Source organism: Pseudomonas sp. B16(2017) (assembly GCF_002113205.1).
Lineage (GTDB): Bacteria > Pseudomonadota > Gammaproteobacteria > Pseudomonadales > Pseudomonadaceae > Aquipseudomonas > Aquipseudomonas pharyngis.
This window is the reverse complement of the sequence record NZ_NEKA01000003.1, coordinates 413,895-436,856: the sequence shown is the minus strand read 5'-3', so window position 1 is coordinate 436,856 and position 22,962 is coordinate 413,895. Positions and strand designations below refer to the sequence as shown.

Here is a 22,962-nt window from a genome sequence, read left to right as displayed (position 1 = left end):
TTACAAAGGCCCGTGCCAGCCGGCCAGGGTCAGGCCCCGCTCGTTCAGCGCCTTGAGCAAGGCTTCGACGCTGCCGAAGCGCTTCTCATGGAGCGTGGGCCAGGCGGGACGCTCGATGAAATAGCGACCGGATTCAAAGTGGATCGGCGTACGTGCAATCACGTTGTCGCGACCGCGGTGCAGAAGCAGCGTTTCGCGGGGCTCCTGTTTCAAGGTGTACATCCCCGGACGACTCAGCAACTGATCGATCTGCTGTTTCGTCCCGGCTTTCCACGGTGTTTGCACTTGCAGGCGGATATCACCTTGTACGCGGCCGGTCGGATTGCCGTTATGGTCAAGAAAAGTCTTGCCAGGATCCGGTTCGAATCCACGAGCCTCGCCGTAGCCGACATCCTCGATGCGCAGGCCGACGGCGTCTTCCAGCTCACTGACCCCTGCGACGCCCTCGAAGGTATTGGAGTGTGAATTGCCCATGAGCGCGGCCCATTTGTGCGGGCCGCGTGCGGCCTGGTCGGCCTCGATGATCGTGTGGGCGAAGAAGTTCATCATCTTCTGGCGGATTGTCGGGTCGAGGCCTCGCATGCCTTCCAGTCTGTAACTGGCCATGCAGTCGATGGCTTGGATGCGCACGCCGTGGCGGTTGGCCTCTTTCACCAGATTGAGAAAGGTGTAGCGCCGTGTCGGGTCGGTCATGTGACCCTGGTCGAGGCTTTCCAGATAAAGCTCAAGGTCCTGGGACATCACGGAAGTCCTGGCGAAGTTGTCCAGGGCTGCCTGATGGAAGTCCGTGAGCAGGTGTTCCATGTAAAGCGTTTTCACACCTTTGCGGGCCAGGGTCGGCATCTGTTCGATGAGCCACTGTTTACTGCCGATATCGGCATGGCTCTCGCCGATGACCAGCCCCTGGAACCGAGCGAGCAATTGTTCGATGAATGACTCGGCTGTCACGGTCGGGTCTACAGTAGGCAGGACCGGACGCGGACGTAAGTTCAGCTCTGCGAAGAAACGCATGGCAGCTTCGCGCAGCTGCCTGCGCAGAGCCCTGAATGCGTTGAGGGGGGAGTGACTGTCGAGGCTCTCGAATGCATCGCCCAGTATGCGTTCATTGCCGATGATGGCGGCGTTCTTCAGTTCGCTGCGAAACGGCTTGGGAATGTCATAGGGCGAATGGGTGACAGCGGTGTCAGTCAGCGGCATTTCAGGAGTGGCCAACGTACCTGCGCCGGCAGGTTCGATGCCTGGGGTTTCTGGCGTTGCCATCGGATCGATTCGCACCCGTTTGAGCGTCAAGCCTTCATCTGCCAGCGCTTGTGTCAGCTCATGCACACTGTCGAAATGACGGCCGCTGACTGTCGCCCATCGGGGGCGAACGATGAAAAAACCTCCGGCATCCTGCTGGATCGGCGTATGTACCAGCGTCCCGTCGCCGCTGCGGTGGACCAGCGTGGACGGTTCCTGAAGCATGAACATGCCTCTTGCGGGCAAGGCCTCTTCCAGCGTGCGGGCGGAGGCCAACGGGGGCGGCGCATTCAATTGCAAACGCATGTCGCTTTTGATCAGATCGATGGGGTTGCCCAACAGGTCCCGCACCTTCTTGCCCGGGTCGGTCGATAACACGCCAGCCTTGCCCACGGGCAGTTCTTCGATGCGCAATGAAGCGGCACCCTCCAGCTCGCTGAGTCCGGCGACCTTGTCGAAGGTGCTGGCGCGTGTCTCATCTACCAGGGCTATCCAGCGATGGGATCCTCGTGCTGCTTGGTCGGCCCGGATCACCGCGTCGGAAAAATAATTCATCATCTTCCGGCTGCTGATCTCGGAGGTGTTCTCCATATTCGGAAAGCGGCGGCTGGCCATGCAATCGATGGCTTGTACGCGGATATGGTTTTTCTGGGCGGCTTTCACCAGTTCCGTATAGGAATGGGGGCCGGCAGGATCGGCAGCGAATCGGGTGTCGAGGGCTTTGAGATAGTCCTCAAGTGCGGGTGGCAGCTTGCCAGTCTTGTGGAACAAGTCCAGTTCCGCCTGATGGAAGTCGGTCAGCAGATGATCCAGATACAGCGTTCTGACCTTCTGTTTGTTCAGTGCCTTGAAGTTGTCGATCAATACACCACGGGCGCCTGAGGCGGCGTTGTCCTGACCGAGCACCAGCCCCGGGACTTCCTTGAACAGACGCTTGGTCATCTCCGCGAAGGGAGTTGCAGGCTTGAGTGGTCGTAGGGCTGGACGCGGAGGCAGATTCGGGGCGCTGAACGAGTCGATGGAGGCGTCATACAGGCTGCGACGCAGCATCTTGAAGTCCTGATAAACATTGTCGCCTCCCTGCAGGGTGTCCAGCGCAAAGTCATCGGTCTGGCCTTGCGCTACCGAGCGCAGCGTCGCTCTGTAGGGTTGAGGAATGTCATACGGCATGGGTTGCATCGCCACTTCGGGCAGCGGATCGGCAGTGTGTCCCCAGGGCCAGTCGCCGAATATTTTTCCGCCTCCCCTGAGGCCTGGGCGTGCGACAGGTTGCCACTTGAGTGCTTCGTTCAGGCGCACCGGCACGTTGCGATAAAACGAATAGGGATTGCTCGGATCGACGATAACCCAGCCGCGCATCTGCTCGACGTAGCGCACCTGGTAGAAGCCGTCGGATCCGGCACGGCGCATATAGATGTAATGCTTGCCGGAAGCGGTTTGAATGATCCCCTGCAGTTTCGGATTGCCGGTCTCCATCCGGGTGCTTTCACCGATTTCGGTCTTGAACGATGCGAGAAAATCCTCCGGTGCCGCAGGCAATACCTGTTTCGGCGCGATCTCGGCCAGCGTTGGCAGCGGCGAACGGGCCAGTGCCGCTTCGGCGAGTTTTTCTTGCGGTGCGATGGACAGCGCCGTTTGAGCGAGTTCTTCTTCCGGTTCGATAAATGTTTCGGTTTCGGCAATTTCGGGCAGAAGCTCGCCGCCCTTGATGAAAAGGGCGTTGAACACGGTATCGATGGCCGTGAATATCGCCCCGGTCACGCCAGTCTTGCGCGCCTCTGGCGTCTTGCCATTGACTGCCTGGTCGATCTGCAGGCCAACGTTGGCGATGCCTGCACCGACCACCGCCAGCGCCACCGGCCAGCCAACGGCTGCCATGGGACCGAACATGCGATTGAAAGCATTCAGATAGCCGACCCACAGTTTTTTACGCAGATCGCCATTGGAATGCATCATGAATTCCCCATCGCTGATCATGCGGGCGTGGGTGGCGGTTCCCAGAAAAGTGAACACATCGGTGGTCAGTGCATTGCCTGTACGGGCGACGAGGGAGTGATCGTCGCTGTCCCAGGTACTGACCAAGAGATCCAGCGCATGATTGAGTCCGACATTCTCGATATGCGGGGCGCGCCACAGTTCCGAGACGACTCCGGCGAGCGGGCCTAGTGCCCAGAGCCATCGCCGTTTCGCGACCGCACGCCATGATGTGTCCTCGATGATGTCGTGATCGGCGACCTGGAAATGCGCCATGAAGCGTTTTCGATCGGAAGGTTTTCTGATTTGCGACAGCACCCACCAATGCAGGTCGCGAGCGTTTTGCAAGGCATGCACCCCCCAGATTTCCCCCGGTACGTAAAGGATCACGCCGCCATGGCCATCGGTGATGCACAGGATGTCGGTCGCGACGAAACCGCCGATTTTCAGCAGGCCGATCCGCAAGCCGTCAGCCGGCAGGGCTTCGTCTTCGAGCATCTGGCGGGTGACCGGCCAGCTCACATTGCCGGCGACCGCTTTGACGGCCGTTCTGAAGTTGTCATCCGACAGCCGACCACTTTCACGATCCTCCATGGCCTTTGCCAGAAAGGTGCATTTGGCCAGGGCCCTGAAGGTCTTTGCGTGTTTGCTCCAGAACGCATCGACTTTTTTCCGGTAACGATCGGCAAAGTTGATTCCCCAGAACGCTTTCAATACATCACTGCTGTGCAGGCGTACCTCGTTGCTCTCGTTGTAGGTGCCCGCCTCCGGTCCTGCGGTGTAGAAACCGGCATCGGCGTCGAGCAGGTCGGCGTTGTCCTGGTCGTGAACGCTGAATCGCTGGATCACCAGCTGTGGCAGGGTCATCGATTCACGCGGAGTTTCGAACAGGTGCTCCCAGCCTGTGAACGTTCGAGAGCTGCTTTGTGCTGCGTGAAACCGATGCCAATAAACCTGTTCGGGTTCCAGGTGGGCGAGGTCATGTCTGGCGAGGATGTCCTTGGCGATGGCGCAGGCCATTTCGTACATGTCGGGGCAGGCCGCGACCAGTGTCGGCACCAATGCCTTGAGCGCCTTGCGGTCGTCGGCGTTGGGCAGGGCGATGTCTTTTGTTGTGTCCACAGTCTTTCCTTGAGCGTGGTGGTTGAAAAAAACACCGCGATCATTTCAAGTGCAGGCACGACACGTCTGTCAGCTAGGGTGACGATTGATTGTCGTATTTGGGGAAAACCGGATAGGAAAACTCCGCAGCGAACGAGCGATCCGTAACCCGGGCGGGTCGAAATTGACCCGCCCGGTTTCCGATCAAGCTGGAAGACGGCTTTGGAGTTGCAGTCCCATCTGCTTCAGTGCGCTGGATAACTGTTCAAGATTATCGTAGGGAACGCGGTTGATCGTCCCCCAGGATGGTCGATCAATGTAGTAGCGCCCATCCGCGAAAGTCTGAACGGGGGTTTGTACAACCTCGCCCGTCTGGCTGCGGTGAAACAATCGGTAGACCCCTTCGAAACGATCGAAAACATACATGCCTGCGCGATAAAGCAATTGATGGATCTGCAACTCGCTGCGGCTTACCAAAGGCGCTTCTGCGCGCAATAGCAGATCGGCGAAATGGGTATCGACGGTTCCGCGCAATGTCTGTGTCTGTGGATGGGGGCCGCGTTCTATCGCAACGCCTGGGTCTGGCTCAATGCGCTCGCCCTGTCCCGGATCGACTTCCTCGATCCGAACGCCGATTCCACCTTTCAGTTCGCTGATACCGGCCACCCCCCTGAACGTATTGGTATTTTCGACTCCCGTCAGCACCACCCACTTGCCAACGTCATTCATGGTCTCGTCGATGTACATGATGTCGGCTGTCAGGTGGGTGGTCGCCATCTGCTGTTCAGGCAGCGTGAGCGCAACGGGTTTTTTGTAGGTCGCCGCACAATCGGTGGCCTGGACCCGAATACCGTTTTGTCGGGCCGTCCTGACCAGCGCCAGTTCGTCAAACTGCGCTGCGGGATCGGTGCCGAGCCGGCTCAGGTACAGTTGCAGGTCTTCGGACATGACGCCGGACCTGAAGTAGTCATTCAGTTCGACCTGGGCAAAGTCATTGAGCAATCGACGTACGTAGAGTGTCTTGACTCCATTGCGCGCCAGCACGGGCATGTTCTGGATGATCAATCGCATGCTGGTGATACGGTCCGGGGTCTCGCCAATGACCAGGCCGGGCGCTTCTTCGAGTGCCTGTGCAATGAAGTCGGCGAAGGTCGTCGAGGGCGTGACCGCCGGAATCGGCGGGCGTGGAGGCAGGTTCGCCCATGGAAGGTTGCCGAAGAAGCGTCTGGCGGAAGTCAGGAGTGCGCTCACCTTGTCGGCGCAATACAGCGCATAACGGTCTGGAGCGATAAACCCGCCATCGGGACCAATCTGCAGACGGACATGGGTTTCGCGCAGTTGCAGCGCCCAGCGTTTCAGCTCGAGCCGTCGTGCCCCGGCAACGTCATAGGGCGTCTGGACCTGATGGATCGCATTGGAGGTCGAAGGCTGGGGTTCGGCAGGGGGTGGGGCAGATGAAGCGACGGGTTCTACGGGCTGCGCGGATTCCTCGGGTGTCGGCTCGAGCTCGTCGAGTTCCAGTACCACGTCTACGGTGCATTGTTTGCCGAGGCATTGACCGCCGCCCTTGAGGCCCAACTGAGTCATGCGCTCCCAAACCCCTTCGTCATTCAAGCGCACCGGCATTGCATGGATAAGCTGATTGGGTCTCACCGGATCGACGATCGCCCAGAATCCGCCGCCCTGTGAGTCGGTGAAGTAGCGGACGTAATAAGCCGTGTCGTTCATGACGATGGCGTAGGGAGGGTCGGTATTCAGCCTGTAGATACCCTGAAACTTGCCAGTCTCGGATACCGGCGTCAGACCTTCGAGCAGTTCGTTCGATCGATAGTGTGGGGGAATCTCAGGCACCTGCACGGTTTCAGGCGCTGTCGAAGACAACTCCTCCAGGGCCGGAAACACTTCATTCGGATGTTCCGGCTCCAGTTCGGTTGCCGTATCGGCCTCAGCCATTTCTCCGGCCTCGACGGCTGGCGACGCACCATCGAACTCCGCAAGAAATGGCAGGTTGAACAACGCATCGATACCACTGACGATTGCTCCGATCACTCCATCCTTGCGCTCCGCGGCAGTCTTGCCGTTGACCGCCTGATCAATGTTCAGCCCCATGCTGGCGAGGCTGGCGCCGATCACCGGCAATGCCACGGGCCAGCCGACGACGGCCATCGGACCCAGTACTTTGAGACCGGCGCTCAAGTAGCCGATCCACAGCTTCTTGCGCAGATCGCCATTTGAGGTCAGGGAAAGGTCGGCTTCAGCGAACATGGCGTTGCGGGTGGAATCACGAAGCCAGCTGAACGCGTCCTCGCTGACTGCCTGTTCATTCTGATTGATAAGGTGATGATCGCCGTGCCCCCAGGTGGCGACCAGGCGATTCATCAGATCGCTGATGTTCTCGGTCATCGAGTGCCGGTCGGCCAGCGGGAAGTGTTTGAGGAACAGCTCGCGCGGCGCGTTTTCGTTCAGTTGTTGCAGAGCCCACCAGTGCAGCTTGCAAGGTGTATTCAGTACATGGAATGCCTGAGTGTCTCCGGGGACGTAAACGATATGCCGCCCCTTTGAATCGATGATGCGCAGGATGTCCGTGGCGACATGGCCGGCGATATCCAGGGTGTAGACCTGCGCGCCATGGACGCCCCCGGTTTCTGTTTGCAGGGTGTGCAGGTCGACGGGCCAGGTCAGCGGGCCGATGACCGCATTGACCACTGTCAGAAAGTCATCGTCACTCAGGTGACCGAGCTCCCGCGCTTCGACGGCTTTGCCGAGGAAGCTGCATTTTGCCAGGGTGCGGAACTCGCCGGAGTGGTTGTTCCAGAAGGTTTGCAGTTCGTTGCGGTAACGCTCGCTGAAGTTGATGTCCCAGAACGCCCTGAGCACCTCGTTGCCGTGCAGGCGAACCTCGTTGGTTGCATCGAAGTTTTCGGCGTCAGGCCCTGCGCTGTAAAAGCCCCCGTACAGATCCAGCAAGTCGGCATTGTCCTGATCGGTGACCCGGAATCGCTGAATCACCAGTTGCGTCAGGGTCAGGCTCTCATAGGGTTTTTCACCATAGTGCTGCCATCCGGTGAACGAGACGGCCAGGCTCTGAGCGGTTCTGAATCGGTGGTAATAGACGTGATCGGGGTCAAGGTCAGTAAGGCTGTGTCTGACTAGCAGCTCTTTGGCTACCCGATGGGCTGTGTCGTTGAGGCTCGGGCAAGCCGTGACGACCTGGGTGGCGATGATCTTGAGCGCGGCTTTGTCGGCAGCGTTGGGCAGTGAGCGGGGTTCTGCTGTGTTCATTGGCTCTGATCCTTGAGAAGAGAGCTCGAGAATGAGCCGTTCGTTCCAGGACAGTGCGGTACATATGTACCACCCGCAGGTGAGCGAATCTGCGGCCATCCGCCGCGTCACCCTTACTGTTTCCCAGGCGCAGGTGTATCGTATTCGCCTTTTGCGGGCGCCCTGGCCTGCGGCTGATCTGTGAGGTAGTTGTGTCCATGTCCTTTTCCCGTCGACAAATCCTCGGTGGCCTGGCCGGTCTGGCAGTGGTTGGCGCGGGAGCCGGCGGCGCGACGCGTTACTGGTTGGGCAAGGTTGCGGATGCCAACGCCGGTCACGACTACGAACTGATCGCCGCGCCACTGGATGTCGAGTTGGTGCCAGGGCACAAGACTGAAGCCTGGGCCTTCGGCCCGTCGGCTCCGGGCACCGAATTGCGCGTGCGCCAGGGTGAGTGGCTGCGGGTGCGGTTCATCAATCACCTGCCGGTCGCGACCACCATTCACTGGCACGGCATCCGCCTGCCGCTGGAAATGGACGGTGTGCCTTACGTATCGCAACTGCCGGTGCTGCCGGGCGAATACTTCGATTACAAATTCCGTGTGCCGGACGCCGGCAGCTATTGGTATCACCCGCACGTCAGCAGCAGCGAAGAACTCGGTCGCGGGCTGGTCGGGCCGTTGATCGTCGAGGAGCGCGAGCCGACCGGATTCAAGTACGAAAAGACCCTCAGCCTGAAGAACTGGCACATCGACGACGAGGGCAACTTCGTCGAGTTCAGCATCCCGCGCGAAGCGGCCCGTGGCGGTACGGCGGGGCGGCTGTCGACCATCAACGGCGTACCTTCGCCGGTGATCGAGCTGCCGGCGGGGCAGATCACCCGCGTACGCTTGCTCAACCTCGATAACACGCTGACCTATCGCATCAACATTCCCGGCGTCGAAGCGCAGATCTATGCGCTGGACGGCAACCCGGTCGAGCCGCGCCCGTTGGGCAAGGAGTACTGGCTCGGTCCCGGCATGCGCATCTGCCTGGCGATCAAGGCACCGCCGGCCGGTGAGGAACTGTCGCTGCGCAATGGCCCGGTGCGTCTGGGCACCCTGCGTTCGGTGGCCAACAATGATGCGCCGACCGACTGGCCGAAAGCGCTGCCGGCCAACCCGGTGGCCGAGCCGGACCTGGCCAATGCCGAGAAACTCAACTTCAATTTCGAATGGGTCGGGTCGGTGTCGGTGAATGTCGACAACGGCAAGCCGCCGAGCCTTTGGCAGATCAACGGCAAGGCCTGGGACATCACCGACAAGACCTGCGCCGATCGGCCGATCGCCAGCCTGAAACTGGGCCAGAGCTATATTTTCGAACTGAAGAACATGACCCAGTACCAGCACCCGATCCACCTGCACGGCATGAGCTTCAAGGTGATTGCGTCGAACCGGCACAAGATCGTGCCGTACTTCACCGACACCTACCTGCTGGGCAAGAACGAGCGCGCGCAAGTGGCGCTGGTGGCGGATAACCCGGGGGTGTGGATGTTCCACTGCCACGTGATCGACCACATGGAAACCGGCCTGATGGCCGCCATCGAGGTGAAGTGATGCGCCAGATTCGCCCCGCGGCGATCATCGACCGCAGCCGAGACCGCGACTTCATGCGCGAGGCGCTGGAGTTGGCGGCCCAAGGCGCGGCCCTCGGCGAAGTGCCGGTGGGTGCGGTGCTGGTGCAGGACGGCGAGATCATTGGTCGTGGTTTCAACTGCCCGATCAGCACCAGCGATCCCAGCGCACACGCAGAAATGGTCGCGATCCGCGCCGCCGCGCAAGCGGTGGATAACTATCGCCTGCCGGGCAGCACGCTCTACGTGACGCTCGAGCCGTGCAGCATGTGCGCGGGGCTGATCGTGCACTCGCGGATTGCGCGGGTGGTGTATGGCGCGCTGGAGCCCAAGGCCGGAATTGTGCAGAGCCAGGGGCAGTTCTTCACTCAGGGCTTTCTCAACCATCGAGTGCTGTATGAAGGTGGGGTGCTGGCGCAGGAGTGTGGGGCGGTCCTGACCGAGTTCTTCCGGGCGCGGCGCGCGAAACCGGCTGACTGAACACAAAACCAATGTGGGAGCGGGCTTGCTCGCGAATAGGGAGTTCCAGGCGACATTGATGTACCTGACACACCGCCTTCGCGAGCAAGCCCGCTCCCACAGGTTTTGTGGTGTTTGGAAGATTTACTTCTTCGCGACAATCACCGCCCGCATCGGCGCCGGCAGTCCTTCGATCGTCTTGCTGTGATCCTCAGGATCAAGGAAATCGCTCAGCGACTGATACTTCATCCACTCGGTCCCGCGCTGTTCTTCAACGGTGGTGGTGCTGACATCCACGCATTTCACATCGGTGAAACCGGCACGACGCAACCACAATTCCAGCGCCGGCACCGACGGCAGGAACCACACGTTACGCATCTGCGCATAACGGTCTTCCGGCACCAGCACCTGATGCTTGTCGCCCTCGATCACCAGCGTTTCCAGCACCAGTTCGCCACCCTTCACCAGGCAATCCTTCAGCGCCAGCAAATGCTCGATCGGCGAGCGGCGGTGATAGAAAACACCCATGGAAAACACCGTGTCGAAGCCTTCGAGGTTTGGCGGCAGGTCTTCGAACGGGAAGGGCAAGTGCCAGGCATTCGGCTCTGACAGATAACGCTGCACCGCCTGGAACTGGCAGAAGAACAGCCAGTTCGGATCAACGCCGATCACGCTGTCAGCACCGGCACCGAGCATGCGCCACATGTAATAGCCGTTACCGCAACCGACATCGAGGATGCGTTTGCCCTTCAGATCCAGATGCGGAGAGACCCGCGACCACTTCCAGTCCGAGCGCCATTCGGTGTCGACGTGCACGCCGAACAGATCGAACGGCCCCTTGCGCCACGGCGACAGCCCCATCAGCGCGGTGCGCATCTGGGCGCGGGTTTCGTCGTCGCAATCGGTGTCGAGTTTCAGGCCGTCGAGCAGGTCGACTTCGGTTGGCTGGATCTTCGGCAGGGCGTCCAGCGCACTTTGCCAGCGCTCGAGATCGCCGTGGCCCTTCTCCATTTTCTTGTCGAGCTGCACTTGCAGGGTGCTGGCCCATTCGGCCAGCGGCGTGCCGGCCAGACGGCGGGCGAGGGGGGACAGATCAATCATGGCAAGGCAATCAACGAGGCAAAGTTAAGACACTGGAACCACGGCACGACTTTCGAGAACCCGGCGGCCAGCAGGCGTTCGCGGTGTTCTTCGAGGCTGTCGGGCTTCATGACGTTTTCGATGGCGCTGCGCTTCTGGGCGATTTCCAGTTCGCTGTAACCGTTGGCGCGCTTGAACGCGACGTGCAGATCGGTCAGCAGCGCGTGTTCCTCGGCATCGTTGAAGCGCAGCTTCTCCGACAGAATCAGCGCGCCGCCCGGCAGCAACGATTGGCGGATGCGCGCCAGCAATGCCGTACGCTGATCCGGAGCGATGAATTGCAGGGTGAAGTTCAGCGCCACCACCGAGGCCGGTTTGAAGTCGAGGGCGAGGATGTCGCCTTCGATCACCTCGACCGGCAGCAACTCCTGGAACATCGAATCCTGACCGTTGAGGTACTCGCGGCAGCGCTCGACCATCGCCGCCGAGTTATCCACCGCGATCACCCGGCAACCGTCAGTGCGCACATGGCGACGCAGGGCTTGGGTCACCGCACCGAGCGATGAGCCGAGGTCGTAGAGCACGCTGTTCGGCTGGGCGAACTGCGCTGCGAGCACACCGAGATTTTCCACGATGGTCGGATAACCCGGCACCGAGCGCTTGATCATGTCCGGGAACACCCGCACCACGTCTTCGTTGAAGGCGAAGTCAGGCACCTGGGCCATCGGCTGGGCGAAAATGCGATCGGGTTCTTTGCTCACGGCGGTTCCGGCGGTGTCGATGAAAAGGCCGGCATTTTAGCCAAACTGACGCGCAGATGCGCGGGTTGTCTGATAAAACGTGGGAAACCGCAGAGGATGTGAAGAGGGGCTTGGCGGCGGGTAAAACCCGAAAAGTCTGATGAATGACCAAATCGAAAAGGGACGACTGGTCATTCATTGTCTAGCGCCAGATCATAAAGCGCGTGTGAAGATATTTATTTGTGCTTCGCCTTGTACGCGCAGTTCTTCGGTCCTGTTGTCTTTGCCTTTGAAATCAAATTTGATCAGGTAGCGCAATGCCTTGGAGTCGTTTGAAATGACTTCGACATTAACAGTGCCGCTCTGTGCTTCGTAGGTATAGGAAGTTGTATAGTTTCCATTGGATGCATTTTCATAATACTCGAATTTTTTAAACGGAAAGTTCTCATCAGATGGCTTGTAACTTCCCGATTGGATGTCTTTGGGGAAAATCAAAAACATCCCTTTTTTGGAATCATTAAAACCAGTCTCGTATGACCGTGCAATAAGTGCGATATCATCGCTTGTGTAGTCCTCGAAGTACTGAATGTTTTGACTGCGGAAATCCACGCGGTCTGAAATCGATGCTTTAAAATCGCAGTTGACAGATACAAAGGGTTCTGCCGCATTCGCCGATGCGCTATTTTTGAATACGTTCATGGTTCTCTTCCTTGTTTTGCATTTGGGGTTGATTGATGCCAAGGGAAGAGTAATCAGGGAGCGAAAACTGAGCCACTGTCAGATCTGACAGTCTTTTATAACGTATCGAAATTAAGGTTATTGCTATGGAAACTGTTTGAGTCGTTCGCTTTTATTAAAGGCCGAAGCAGCGATACCCCATTGGCCCAGCCAATAACTGAGGATGATGATGTACGGCGCAGTGTGGAACGGCGAGACGAAACGGTTGATGCCAATCACGCTGTCGGAGAACACAAATGCCAGTGCGCCCGCAGCCGCCAGTAACGCCGAGCGTTTAGGCACAGCAGTTCCCAAACGGGCGAGTGCGCGCCACAGCATCGCGCTGACCGCCGTGCCGTAGACGATGACGGGAAACAGTAATGGCCCCAATCCGTTGGAAACAAGAATCCCGAGCAATACTGCTCCGACGCCCAAGGCGAGAACCAGCGGCAGCAGGGCCAGGCGCCGGCAATCGCTGAGGTAAGCCTTGAGGTACGCCAGATGCGCCAGCAGAAACGTACCCAGACCAAACACGAACAGGTCTCCCGGCCACGCCAGCAATACATCGCCGACTAGCGAGAAAATCAGGCCGAGGCTGATCCAACGCCGATAGTCGCTGGGTGGCGCGTCATGCAGCCAGCCAAGCAACGCCAGCACCGGCAACGGTTTGACCAACAGACACAGCAGCGCCGCATGGGTGCTGAGGCCATAGAGAAAGGTCACTGCACCCATCAGCGCGAGGATCAGCCAGCCCACGATCAGTTCACCGAAATGGCGCAGTCAAAGGTCTCCACCGGCAACACTTCCGGCGCCCAGGGTTGCTGCGAAGTCAGGCGCAGACGCCCGGTGCCGGGGGCGAAAGCCTGGAAGCGCCAGGTCGAGAGGCCGGCCGCGCCGACCACGCCGGCATCTTCCGGATTGCTGTAAACCTCGGGGCTGAGGGCGCGCAATATGCCGCCGGCAGAATCCTGGATGGCCCAGCGGTAGCCGGTGGTGGGGTTGCTCGGGAGCATGACGATCAGGTTTTGCCCGTTGGTCAGGCGCACCGGGCATTCGCTCTGTTTTTCCACGGTCACGTTGGTTTTCGGTTGCGTGGCGCAGGCGGCCAGCAGGGCGAGGGACAGGGGGACAAACAGGCGAAGGGGGGACATGGATTCAGTGGCTCCGGCGTTGGCGACGAACGGCGAGCATAACTGAAGATGAGACAAAGTGTGACCAAAGCCGCGCAGGCCAAGGCTGCGCGCTGTCGATCAGCCTGAGTCTGGGGAGTGTTTATCCACTAACGTCGAGTTGCACCTGAATAGGATCGTGATGGCCGTGGAAATCAAGTTCAAAACCAATTCGATATTTCCTGTTGGTGTTGTCCAACTCGGAAGTAAACGTTCCCCTGTAGGCGTACTGTGTTCCCTTTTTGTTGAGGTAGAAAACTTCCAGTAGCTTCTCACCTCTCTTGAATTCGTGCTCGCCGTCAGGCGTTGATGGATCAATTGTAAGTTTGATTGCCTGTCCATTCGGAAAACCCAGTTCCTTGGAACCTTCGATTGTTATGTAGCCTTGTTCTTGCTTTACCGCGATATGGTCGGTTTCGAAGAGTTTTTGGCCATTTTGTGTAACCGTAAAATAATCGGAAATATTCGATTGTGTTGACATTGATGGACTCCCTGAATGACTAAGTTCGAAAGGGGAGTCTGGAGGGAGATGTGGCGACAGGCTACTGTAGTAATTGACAGTTTTTTATCGTTTTTTGCGATATCGAATCTTCGCTTGGTTATTTAGACCAAGGCATTCCAATAGAGGCAATGCCTTGGTTACATCGGGTTAAAACAAGACCTTCGCCACATCCGCAAACTTCTTGGCGAAATGCACGGTGATCCCTTCCTTCAAGTAATCCGGCAGCTCTTCGAAGTTGCCACGATTCGGCTCCGGCAGAATCAGTTCGAAAATCTTCTGCCGCCGCGCCGCAATCACCTTCTCGCGCACCCCGCCAATCGGCAGCACATGCCCGGTCAGCGTCAGCTCGCCGGTCATCGCCACACCTTTTTTCGGCGGCTGGTTACGGGCGAGGGAGAGCAGGGCACTGGCCATGGTCACGCCGGCGCTCGGGCCGTCTTTCGGTGTCGCACCTTCAGGGACGTGCAAGTGAACGAAAGCTTCGTCGAAGAATTTCGGATCGCCACCGAAGGATTTGAGGTGCGAACTGACGTAGCTGTAGGCGATCTCCGCCGACTCCTTCATCACATCGCCCAGTTGCCCGGTGAGTTTGAAACCACGATTGAGCGTGTGAATCCGCGTGGCCTCGATCGGCAAGGTCGCGCCGCCCATGCTGGTCCAGGCCAAACCGGTAATCACACCAGTGCCGGACAGCACCTGCTCGTTGCGGAACACCGGATGGCCGAGGGACGCTTCGAGGTCTTTCGGGCCGATCTTGATCACCGCTTTCGGATCCTCGATCAGCTTCATCACCGCTTTGCGCACCAGTTTGCCCATCTGTTTTTCCAGCTGGCGCACGCCGGCCTCACGGGCGTAACCGTCGATCAAGGCCTTGAGCGCCGTGTCGCTGATGCTCAGGCTGCCCTTGGACACGCCGGCCTTTTCCAGCAGTTTCGGCCACAGGTGACGCTTGGCGATGGCGACTTTTTCTTCGGTGATGTAGCCCGATAGGCGAATCACTTCCATCCGGTCCAGCAACGGGCCGGGAATCGAGTCCAGGGTGTTGGCGGTGCAGACAAACAGGACTTTCGACAGGTCCATCCGCAGGTCCAGATAGTGGTCGAGGAATTCGACGTTCTGTTCCGGATCAAGCGTTTCCAGCAGCGCCGAGGCCGGGTCGCCCTGATAGCTCTGGCCCATCTTGTCGATCTCGTCGAGCATGATCACCGGGTTCATCACTTCGACGTCTTTCAGCGCCTGCACGAGTTTGCCCGGCTGCGCGCCGATGTAAGTGCGGCGGTGGCCCTTGATTTCGGCTTCGTCGCGCATGCCGCCGAGGCTGAAGCGGTAGAACGGCCGGCCGAGGGATTCGGCGATGGACTTGCCGACGCTGGTTTTACCCACGCCCGGCGGGCCGACCAGCAGCACGATGGAGCCGCTGATCTCGCCTTTATAGGCACCGACCGCGAGGAATTCGAGGATCCGGTCCTTGATGTCCTCGAGCCCTGCGTGGTGCTTGTCCAGCACCTTGCGCGCGTGCTTGAGGTCGAGCTTGTCCTCGCCGTACACGCCCCACGGCACCGAGGTCGCCCAGTCGAGGTAGTTGCGGGTGACCGCGTATTCCGGCGATCCGGTTTCGAGGATCGACAGCTTGTTCATCTCTTCTTCGAGGCGTTTCTGCACCTGCGTCGGCAGGACCTTGCCTTCCAGGCGCTGCTCGAACTGTTCGAGGTCGGCGCTGCGGTCGTCCTTGGTCAGGCCGAGTTCCTGCTGGATGACCTTGAGCTGTTCCTTGAGGAAGAACTCGCGCTGATGCTCGCCGATCTTGCGGTTCACTTCGGCGGAGATTTCTTTTTGCAGGCGCGCGACTTCGACTTCCTTGCGCAGCATCGGCAGGACTTTTTCCATGCGCTTGAGCATCGGCACGCAGTCCAGCACTTCCTGCAGCTCATTACCTGTCGCCGAAGTGAGGGCGGCGGCGAAGTCGGTCAGCGGCGACGGATCGTTGGGGCTGAAGCGGTTGAGGTAGTTCTTCAGCTCTTCGCTGTACAGCGGGTTGAGCGGCAGCAGTTCCTTGATCGCGTTGATCAGCGCCATGCCGTAGGCCTTGACCTCGTCGGTCGGCTCGGTGGGCTGGTGCGGGTATTCGACTTCCACTAGATACGGCGGGCGATGGTGCTTGAGCCAGGTCTTGATGCGTACGCGGCTCAGGCCCTGGGCGACAAATTGCAGTTTGCCGTTTTCGCGGCTGGCGTGGTGCACCTTGACCAGGGTGCCGTATTGCGGCAACGCCTTGGTGTCGAAGTGGCGCGGGTCTTCCTGGGGCGTGTCCATGAAGAACAGGGCCAGGGAGTGGTGTTCGGATTTGCTGACCAGTTCGAGGGTTTCGGCCCAGGGTTCTTCGTTGACGATGACCGGCAGAACCTGCGCCGGGAAGAACGGGCGGTTGTGGATCGGGATGATGTAGACCTTGTCCGGCAGGTTCTGGCCGGGCAGGGCGAGGCCTTTGCCTGGGACGTGGTGTTCGATGTGTTCGGCGTCGGTTTCGGTGATGTCGTCGGGGTTCTCGGGGAATTCTTGCTGGTCGCTCATGGGGCACCTGCGCAATTGGGTATGGCTGTTAGATGGGGCAGGGTTTGGGTGGTTTCAATGGGGGTGGGTGTTTCTGCTTGTGTGTTCAGGGTTTTGACAGGGTTTTGGGCTTGGCGGCCTTAGAGCCGGCCATGCTCTGGGTGTTTGGGGTGAATATCCGTTTCTGCGGGTGTTGCCGCTGGCGGTTCCGCTCTTACAGCGGCTCACTTTTCCAAACGCCGAAAAGTAAGCAAAAGGCTTGGCCCCTGCGTTCGGCGCCTCGCTGTGGCTCGGCGTTCCTTCGTTCCGGGATTCATCCGGGGGCATCGCCTACGGTTTGCTTCGCTGCACCTCCTCTCGATGCATGCGGCTGCGCCGCACGGTCGCTGCGCTCCCACCCCCGGATAAATCCCTCCACTCAGCCTTCCGATGGGGCCGGCACGTCAAGAGCGGTACTCGAGCTAACGCTCATCGTGGTGAGTGGTGAAGAGCAGGGGGGAGAAAGGAGAAGGTGGTGGTGGTGGTGGTGGTGGTGGTGGTGGTGCGAAGAGGAGGGAGTCGATTGGGGGCTTTAAAACCTGAGTGCGACTCGGTATCTCATGTCGGCGTACCTCTCCCAGACAACTCGGTCGGTCCCCTCTCCCTCCGGGAGAGGGCTAGGGTGAGGGCAGCGTCCTGACTGACTCACCACAAGCCTGACTCCCGCAGAGACCTCATCAGCATTTATGCCGGATATCGACTGACCTCGACATTGTCCAGCACCCGATTCACCGCCAGTTCCGCCAGCATGATCACTTGCTGAATCCCCAGGATCCGATGCCGCTGCGGCGTATCGACAAAAGCTGCCACATCACTGGCCATGACGCTGGCGGTGGCCAGGGACTCACAGGCATGGGCCAGCAGGGTTTCGTCGTCCATGTCCGGGGAGACCTGGAACATCTTGCTCGGTCGGCGACCGGGGCATTTTTTGGGAATGGGATTGAAATGATGGTCGAGCGCGCGTTCGGCGGCGTCGTGGAGTTTCTTTGAATCGGCGGATTCGTAGGGCGAGGTTTCGTCTGTTTCGGGTGGATTCGGTGTTGGCTTTTTCATGATGGAACTCCATTCGGGATGTGGAGTTCGCCGCTCACTGCGACCAAGCAATAGGGTGGCGAACCGTACGCAGGTTGGTCGACCAGGGAATGGATACCCGGCAGGGCCGTTAGCCCTCCCACGCACAGTTCGCCATTAAGCATGCTGAAAAGTGCGCCATTCTAAACCCGGACGACCAAGCCCGTTCGCTGAATTTGCAGCGACCCCCAAAGCCTATCCACACCATTTCCGAGCCACAACCGACGCGACATGTCAGAAACATCCCCTGCAAACACTCTGTCTGTAGGACATACACACCCTGTGTAAAAAAACGCAGCCCACAAAAAAGGCGACACCCCTCACAGGGCGTCGCCTTTCCTTTTACCGCCGTTACAACTTATTCCGGCAGTTTGTACGCAATCACATAGTCACCCATCTTGGTGCCCAACGAACCGTGACCACCCACCACGAGCAGGACGTATTGCTTGCCGTCCTTGCCGGTGTAGGTCATCGGGGTCGCTTGGCCGCCGGCAGGCAGACGCGATTTCCACAGTTCTTTGCCGGTGTTCACGTCGTAGGCGCGCAGGTACTGGTCGAGGGTGCCGCTGAGGAAGCCGACGCCGCCGGCGGTGACGATCGAGCCGCCCATGCTTGGCACGCCCAGGGTGAAGCCGATCGGGATTGGCGAGCTGTCGCGGCTGGTGCCGTTTTTGCGTTTCCAGACGACTTTGCCGGTGGTCAGGTCGATACCGGCGACGTAGCCCCAGGCCGGAGCCTGGCACGGTACGCCCAGTGGCGACATGAACGGGTGCATGATCACCGCGTATGGCGCGCCGGTGTTTGGCTGTACGCCAGCGGTTTCGCTCTCGCGTTTGCTGCCGGCCGCGACTTTTTCGCGAGGCACCATTTTCGAGACGAAGGCCATGTAGTTCGGGCTGGTGAACAGCATCTGGCGAACCGGGTCGACCGAGACGCCGCCCCAGTTGAATACACCGACGTTACCCGGGTAGATCAGGCTGCCCTGTTCCGACGGAGGCGTGTATTGGCCTTCGTAGCGCAGTTCCTTGAACTGGATGCGGCACAGCATCTGGTCGAACGGGCTGGCGCCCCACATGGCTTTTTCGGTCAGTTCCGGGGCCAGCAGGTTCAGGTCCGAACGGGCCTGGGTCGGGGCGGTGTGGTCGCCTTTCACGGCGCCTTGGGGCACCGGGATTTCCTTGATCGGGATGATCGGCGTGCCGTCGCGACGGTCGAGGACGTACAGGCTGCCCTGTTTGGTCGGAGCGATCAGCGCAGGTTTGATGCCGTCGGCGGTTTTCATGTCCAGCAGGGTTGGCTGGCTGCCGACGTCCATGTCCCACAGGTCATGGTGGGTGAACTGGTAGTTCCAGCGCACTTTACCGGTGGCCAGGTCCAGTGCCACGACGCCGGCGCTGAATTTCTCGGCGCCCGGGGTGCGGTCGGCGCCCCATTGGTCCGGGGTCTGGTTGCCCAGTGGCAGGTAAACCATGCCGAGTTTTTCATCGACGCTGGCCAGCGACCACATGTTGGCCGAGTTGCGGCTGTAGGTTTCGCCTGGCGCCAAAGGCTCGGTGGCGTCTGGCTTGTCGCTGTCCCAGTTCCAGACGAGGTGACCGTCACGCACGTCGAACGCGCGGATCACGCCGGACGGCTCGTTGGTCGATTCGTTGTCGGTGACGTGGCCGCCCATGATCACCAGATCACGGGTGATCGCGGCAGGCGAGGTGGAGTAGTAGCCACCGGCGGTGAACGGGCCGATGCCCTGGGTCAGGTCAACCACACCGTTGGTGCCGAAGCCTTCGCAGATCTTGCCGGTGTCGGCGTTCAGTGCGATCAGGCGTGCATCGGCGGTCGGCAGGTACAGGCGACGCGGGCAGGCCTGGGCGACGGCTTTGCCGGCCTCGGAGATGACAGCGGACGCCGCGTTTTCAGACTTGGCGTAAGCGGCTTCGTCGTAGTACGACACGCCACGGCAGGTCATGTGGGCGAAGCCCTTGAAGCCGACCGGGCTTTTGATCTGCGGGTCGAAGCGCCACAGTTCCTTGCCGGTGTCTGGGTCCAGCGCCAGCACTTTGCTGTGGGCGGTGCAGGCGTAGAGCATGCCGTTGGCTTTGAGCGGGGTGTTTTCGTTGGTCAGCTCGACCGGGTCATCGGCGGTCGGCAGGTCGCCGGTCTGGATGCGCCAGGCTTCCTGCAGCTTGCCGACGTTGGCCGGGGTGATCTGCTTGAGTGGCGAGTAGCGGTCACCGAACTCGGTGCGGCCATAGGCCTGCCAGTCGCCATCAGGCATGGCTGGCGCGGTGCTGGTGGTGTCGGCGGTGTCGCGACCCAGTTCGCCAAAGATTTCGCCCGGGTGGGTGAACAGGCTGGCCAGGGCGGTGACGCCGGCCAGAATCACGGCCACGGTCAAACCGCCGGTGCCCATCGGCGCCGGGCCTGCGAGCAGCAGCGGGCGACGGAACCACGGCAGCAGCATCACGAAACCGAGGACAAACCACAGTGCCAGGCGCGGCACCAGTTGCCACCAGTCCAGACCGACTTCCCATAGCGCCCAGACGGTGCTGGCGAACAGCACGATGGCGTACAGGCCCAATGCTGCGCGACGGCGCATCAGCATCAGAATGCCGGTCAGCGTGATGCCGATACCGGCCAGCAGGTAATACAGCGAGCCGCCGAGCGTACTCAGCTTGATTCCCCCGGCCAGCATGGCCAGGCCCATCAGCAGAAGCAGAATGCCGAGCAGGTTCGGCAGAAGACGGCTTCGACTCGAAGCACCTTCAGTGCTCATAGTGTGATTCTCCGTGACGTTTATGTAGTCCCGCGCTGTAGTCACTTTAGATGACGATTGGGCGCGGGCATGGTTCAGATAAAAACTTGTCTTGCTATCGAATTTCTTTCGCAGGACTGAGCCGCGTGCGCTGGATTAGAACGACGACTGGATCTTGATCCCGCCGATCAGCGCGTCGTCGACCTTGTCCACACCGCCCGGATGGCGGATGTATTGCAGGTTCGGGCGCACGGTCAGCCAGTTGGTGACGTGCACGCCGTAATAGAGTTCGGCGCTGTATTCGGTGTCCTGTGGTGGCAGGAAGGACGGATCGTCGTAGTCGTAGACAGCGCGGGCCTGGTTGGTCGCCTCGGCGTTCTTGCGGTAGGCCGGGTTGACGTGAACGCGGGCCAGGGCGAAACCGATGTCATCTTTTGCACGGGCGTCGAACAGGCCTTTGTAGACCACGCCGGCCTGGACGTAGTTGTCGATGGCGTTGGTCTTCTTGTCGTGCATCGTGCCGTTGGCGAACACGCTCAGACCACGGGCGTTGTCGCTGGCCACGCTGGTGATCTGTTGCTGCACGCCGAGCCACACGCCGTGTTTGCTCGAAGCGCTGCGATAGGCTTCGCCGCTCAGGGCGGCCGGCTGGCCGTTGCTGTCTTTATAGGCGTCGGTGGCCTTGGCGTTGCTGTAGTAGTAACCGGCGCGGTATTCGCCCGGCAGGCCGTTGAGCTTCGGCTTCCACACCAGTTCGATCGGCAGGATTGCGCCCTGGGTGCCGCTGCCACTGAGCTTGAAGCCGTTGCCGCGATCAAGGTTCGACGGGTTCTGCTCGTAGGCGCCGACTTGCGCGTACAGCTCTGGCGTCAGGTGGTATTTGACGCGCAGCGCCCACTGGCTGACCGGCCAGTTGTACCAGATGCCACCGACCCAGTTGCCGACCTGCGAGCCGCAGAACGCCAGGTTCTGGAAGTCGCACGGGAAGCTGTTGAAGTCTTCGCCTTCGCCGAAGCGGCCGACCTTGATGTCGAGCTTCTGATCGAAGAATTTCTGCTGGTACCACATCTGCGTCAGGCGGGTGGTCTGGCCACGGCCCCAGACTTCCTGGGCCGAGGCGAAGCCTCCGACGCGCGGGTCGTTGATGCGGTCGTTGCTGATGTTGTTGCCGCTGCGTTTGGTTACGGTCAGCTGAAATTCAGCGTCGTTCCAGCCCAGCAGCTTTTGCAGGTCCAGGTGGGTGCCGAGGCCCCATTGGTCGCTGTAGCGCGCGGTGCGGTCGTGGTCGTAGCCGCCGTGCAGGTTGCTGCCCATTTCGCCGGTGTAGTCGAGCTTGAAGTCGATGCCTTTCGCCGAGAGTTCGCTGCGGGTGCCGTTCCAGTCACCGAGCATCCATGGTGATTCACTGTCGAAGGCCGGGGCGGCCTGGGTGCAGGTGGCGAGGCCAAGGGCGGTGCAGCCGCCGATCAGGCGCAGGGTGGAGATAGCGCTGTCTCGGGAGAACGGAAAATCGGGCATGAATAGGGTCTTTCTTGATCTTTTTGGGGGATAAGCTGGCCGCTACGATTTGACGCAGGCAGTGAAGCGGTTCAGCAGAAGGGCGGCAGGATAATGTCCTGTTACAAAAACACAAAGGGCTTTTGCAGACATGAACCCTTTCGGATTCGGTAACAGTGCGGCAATACAGCGCATTGCGGGCGTTGGCGCAGGCTGCGATCTTCTCCGGTTGGCCTACATTTAACCCAAGGCCTTCCACCCGCCCATGCCCTCGGCTAAGGTGCGCGGCTTCTGTATTTTCACTTCGCCCAAAGGCCCGGCATGAACGACCACAACCCCGATCCGCTGCACGGCGTGACCCTCGAACAGATCCTCAATGCGCTGGTGACCCACTACGAATGGTCGGGCCTGGCCGAGCGCATCGACATCCGTTGCTTCAAGAGCGATCCGACCATCAAGTCGAGCCTGACCTTTTTGCGCAAGACACCTTGGGCGCGGGAGAAAGTCGAGCGGCTGTACGTGAAGCTGATGCGCACCAAGCGTCCGCTCTGAGATGAACGCCGTATGGCGGCGACGCCTGATCACTTCGGCCGCAGTGCTGGGCTGGGCCGGGCTGGGGATTCAGCTGTACCTGATTTTCTTCGCCCGGCTGAGTGTCGGCGCCAGCCTGCTGGGCGGGCTGGTGAGTTTCTTCAGTTACTTCACCGTGCTCACCAACACCTTGGTGGCGGTGGTGCTGACCTGCGCCGTGACCGATCGCGAATCCGCAGCACGACGCTGGTTTCTGCAACCCTGGGTCAGCAGCGGGATTACCGTCAGCATTGCAGTGGTGGGCCTGGCTTACAGCATTCTGCTGCGACATCTGTGGCATCCGCAGGGCTGGCAGTTTATCGCTGACGAATTGCTCCACGACGTGATGCCGCTGCTGTTCCTGGCTTATTGGTGGTTGTGCGTGCCGAAGGGCAGCTTGCGTCTGAAGCACCTGCCGCTGTGGCTGATTTATCCGCTGGTGTACTTCGCCTATGCGCTGTTGCGCGGGCATTTGCTGGGGGCTTACGCGTACCCGTTCATCGACGTGGCGCTGTTGGGTTATCCACAGGTGTTCATCAATGCCGGGGGGATTCTGCTGGGGTTTGTGCTGATTGCGTTGCTGGTGATTGGCATCGACCGCTGGCAGGGGCGGCGCCTTTAGCAGCGCCGCC

17 protein-coding genes are annotated in these 22,962 nt (G+C 60.0%); 5 read left to right on the top strand and 12 right to left on the bottom strand.

Features of this window, described 5'->3' with window-relative positions:
- Together CAG25_RS07225 and CAG25_RS07220 are read right to left on the bottom strand one after the other, a co-directional pair.
- The gene (locus CAG25_RS07225) at nt 1-4,272 is read right to left on the bottom strand and encodes a membrane-targeted effector domain-containing toxin (RefSeq protein ID WP_371857710.1); all 4,272 of its coding nucleotides are present in this window, start codon (nt 4,270-4,272) and stop codon (nt 1-3) included.
- Nucleotides 4,273-4,518: 246 nt separating this feature from the next.
- A complete protein-coding gene (locus CAG25_RS07220) occupies nt 4,519-7,596 on the bottom strand; it encodes a membrane-targeted effector domain-containing toxin (RefSeq protein ID WP_085610912.1) in 3,078 nt (1,025 codons plus the stop codon).
- Between the two features lie 31 nt (nt 7,597-7,627).
- Between CAG25_RS07220 and CAG25_RS28570 the strand changes: the two genes are divergently transcribed.
- The 3 genes from CAG25_RS28570 to tadA are packed head-to-tail and all read left to right on the top strand — an operon-like array spanning nt 7,628 to nt 9,667.
- Nucleotides 7,628-7,780, top strand: coding sequence for a hypothetical protein (locus CAG25_RS28570; RefSeq protein ID WP_158090085.1), 153 nt, complete (start codon nt 7,628-7,630; stop codon nt 7,778-7,780).
- Between the two features lie 13 nt (nt 7,781-7,793).
- On the top strand, nt 7,794-9,170 hold the full coding sequence (locus CAG25_RS07215) for a multicopper oxidase family protein (protein WP_064599224.1): 1,377 nt from the start codon (nt 7,794-7,796) through the stop codon (nt 9,168-9,170).
- A complete protein-coding gene (gene tadA / locus CAG25_RS07210) occupies nt 9,170-9,667 on the top strand; it encodes a tRNA adenosine(34) deaminase TadA (protein ID WP_085610911.1) in 498 nt (165 codons plus the stop codon). The genes CAG25_RS07215 and tadA overlap by 1 nt, the downstream gene beginning before the upstream one ends.
- Nucleotides 9,668-9,790: 123 nt before the next feature.
- Here the strand turns inward: tadA and cmoB are convergent, their stop codons facing one another.
- The 10 genes from cmoB to CAG25_RS07160 all read right to left on the bottom strand — a co-directional run bounded on the left by cmoB (nt 9,791) and on the right by CAG25_RS07160 (nt 21,781).
- Entirely contained in the window at nt 9,791-10,747 is a 957-nt protein-coding gene (gene cmoB / locus CAG25_RS07205; protein ID WP_085610910.1) for a tRNA 5-methoxyuridine(34)/uridine 5-oxyacetic acid(34) synthase CmoB, read from the bottom strand.
- On the bottom strand, nt 10,744-11,451 hold the full coding sequence (gene cmoA / locus CAG25_RS07200; RefSeq protein WP_236191106.1) for a carboxy-S-adenosyl-L-methionine synthase CmoA: 708 nt from the start codon (nt 11,449-11,451) through the stop codon (nt 10,744-10,746). The genes cmoB and cmoA overlap by 4 nt, the downstream gene beginning before the upstream one ends.
- A 228-nt stretch (nt 11,452-11,679) precedes the next feature.
- Nucleotides 11,680-12,165, bottom strand: a complete 486-nt coding sequence (locus tag CAG25_RS07195) for a hypothetical protein (protein ID WP_085610909.1) — start codon at nt 12,163-12,165, stop codon at nt 11,680-11,682.
- Between the two features lie 123 nt (nt 12,166-12,288).
- Nucleotides 12,289-12,939 (bottom strand): lysoplasmalogenase, encoded by a 651-nt coding sequence (locus tag CAG25_RS07190; protein ID WP_178076445.1) that lies wholly within the window; start codon nt 12,937-12,939, stop codon nt 12,289-12,291.
- A gap of 2 nt (nt 12,940-12,941) precedes the next feature.
- Complete coding sequence (locus CAG25_RS07185) at nt 12,942-13,334, bottom strand: protease inhibitor I42 family protein (RefSeq protein ID WP_085610907.1); 393 nt, start codon at nt 13,332-13,334, stop codon at nt 12,942-12,944.
- Between the two features lie 121 nt (nt 13,335-13,455).
- The gene (locus CAG25_RS07180) at nt 13,456-13,833 is read right to left on the bottom strand and encodes a hypothetical protein (protein WP_085610906.1); all 378 of its coding nucleotides are present in this window, start codon (nt 13,831-13,833) and stop codon (nt 13,456-13,458) included.
- A gap of 168 nt (nt 13,834-14,001) precedes the next feature.
- Nucleotides 14,002-16,425 carry an endopeptidase La gene (lon, locus tag CAG25_RS07175; protein WP_085610905.1) on the bottom strand — a complete coding sequence of 808 codons (2,424 nt, stop codon included), beginning with the start codon at nt 16,423-16,425 and terminating at the stop codon, nt 14,002-14,004.
- A gap of 702 nt (nt 16,426-17,127) precedes the next feature.
- Nucleotides 17,128-17,496 carry a DUF6124 family protein gene (locus CAG25_RS07170; RefSeq protein WP_085610904.1) on the bottom strand — a complete coding sequence of 123 codons (369 nt, stop codon included), beginning with the start codon at nt 17,494-17,496 and terminating at the stop codon, nt 17,128-17,130.
- Nucleotides 17,497-17,872: 376 nt separating this feature from the next.
- Nucleotides 17,873-20,284 carry a glucose/quinate/shikimate family membrane-bound PQQ-dependent dehydrogenase gene (locus tag CAG25_RS07165; protein ID WP_039765764.1) on the bottom strand — a complete coding sequence of 804 codons (2,412 nt, stop codon included), beginning with the start codon at nt 20,282-20,284 and terminating at the stop codon, nt 17,873-17,875.
- Nucleotides 20,285-20,419: 135 nt separating this feature from the next.
- On the bottom strand, nt 20,420-21,781 hold the full coding sequence (locus CAG25_RS07160; RefSeq protein ID WP_085610903.1) for a carbohydrate porin: 1,362 nt from the start codon (nt 21,779-21,781) through the stop codon (nt 20,420-20,422).
- 300 nt (nt 21,782-22,081) lie between these two features.
- Between CAG25_RS07160 and CAG25_RS07155 the strand changes: the two genes are divergently transcribed.
- Nucleotides 22,082-22,312 (top strand): VF530 family DNA-binding protein, encoded by a 231-nt coding sequence (locus CAG25_RS07155; RefSeq protein WP_007956650.1) that lies wholly within the window; start codon nt 22,082-22,084, stop codon nt 22,310-22,312.
- A 1-nt stretch (nt 22,313) separates the two neighbouring features.
- Complete coding sequence (locus CAG25_RS07150) at nt 22,314-22,952, top strand: Pr6Pr family membrane protein (protein WP_085610902.1); 639 nt, start codon at nt 22,314-22,316, stop codon at nt 22,950-22,952.
- Nucleotides 22,953-22,962 lie beyond the last annotated feature (10 nt).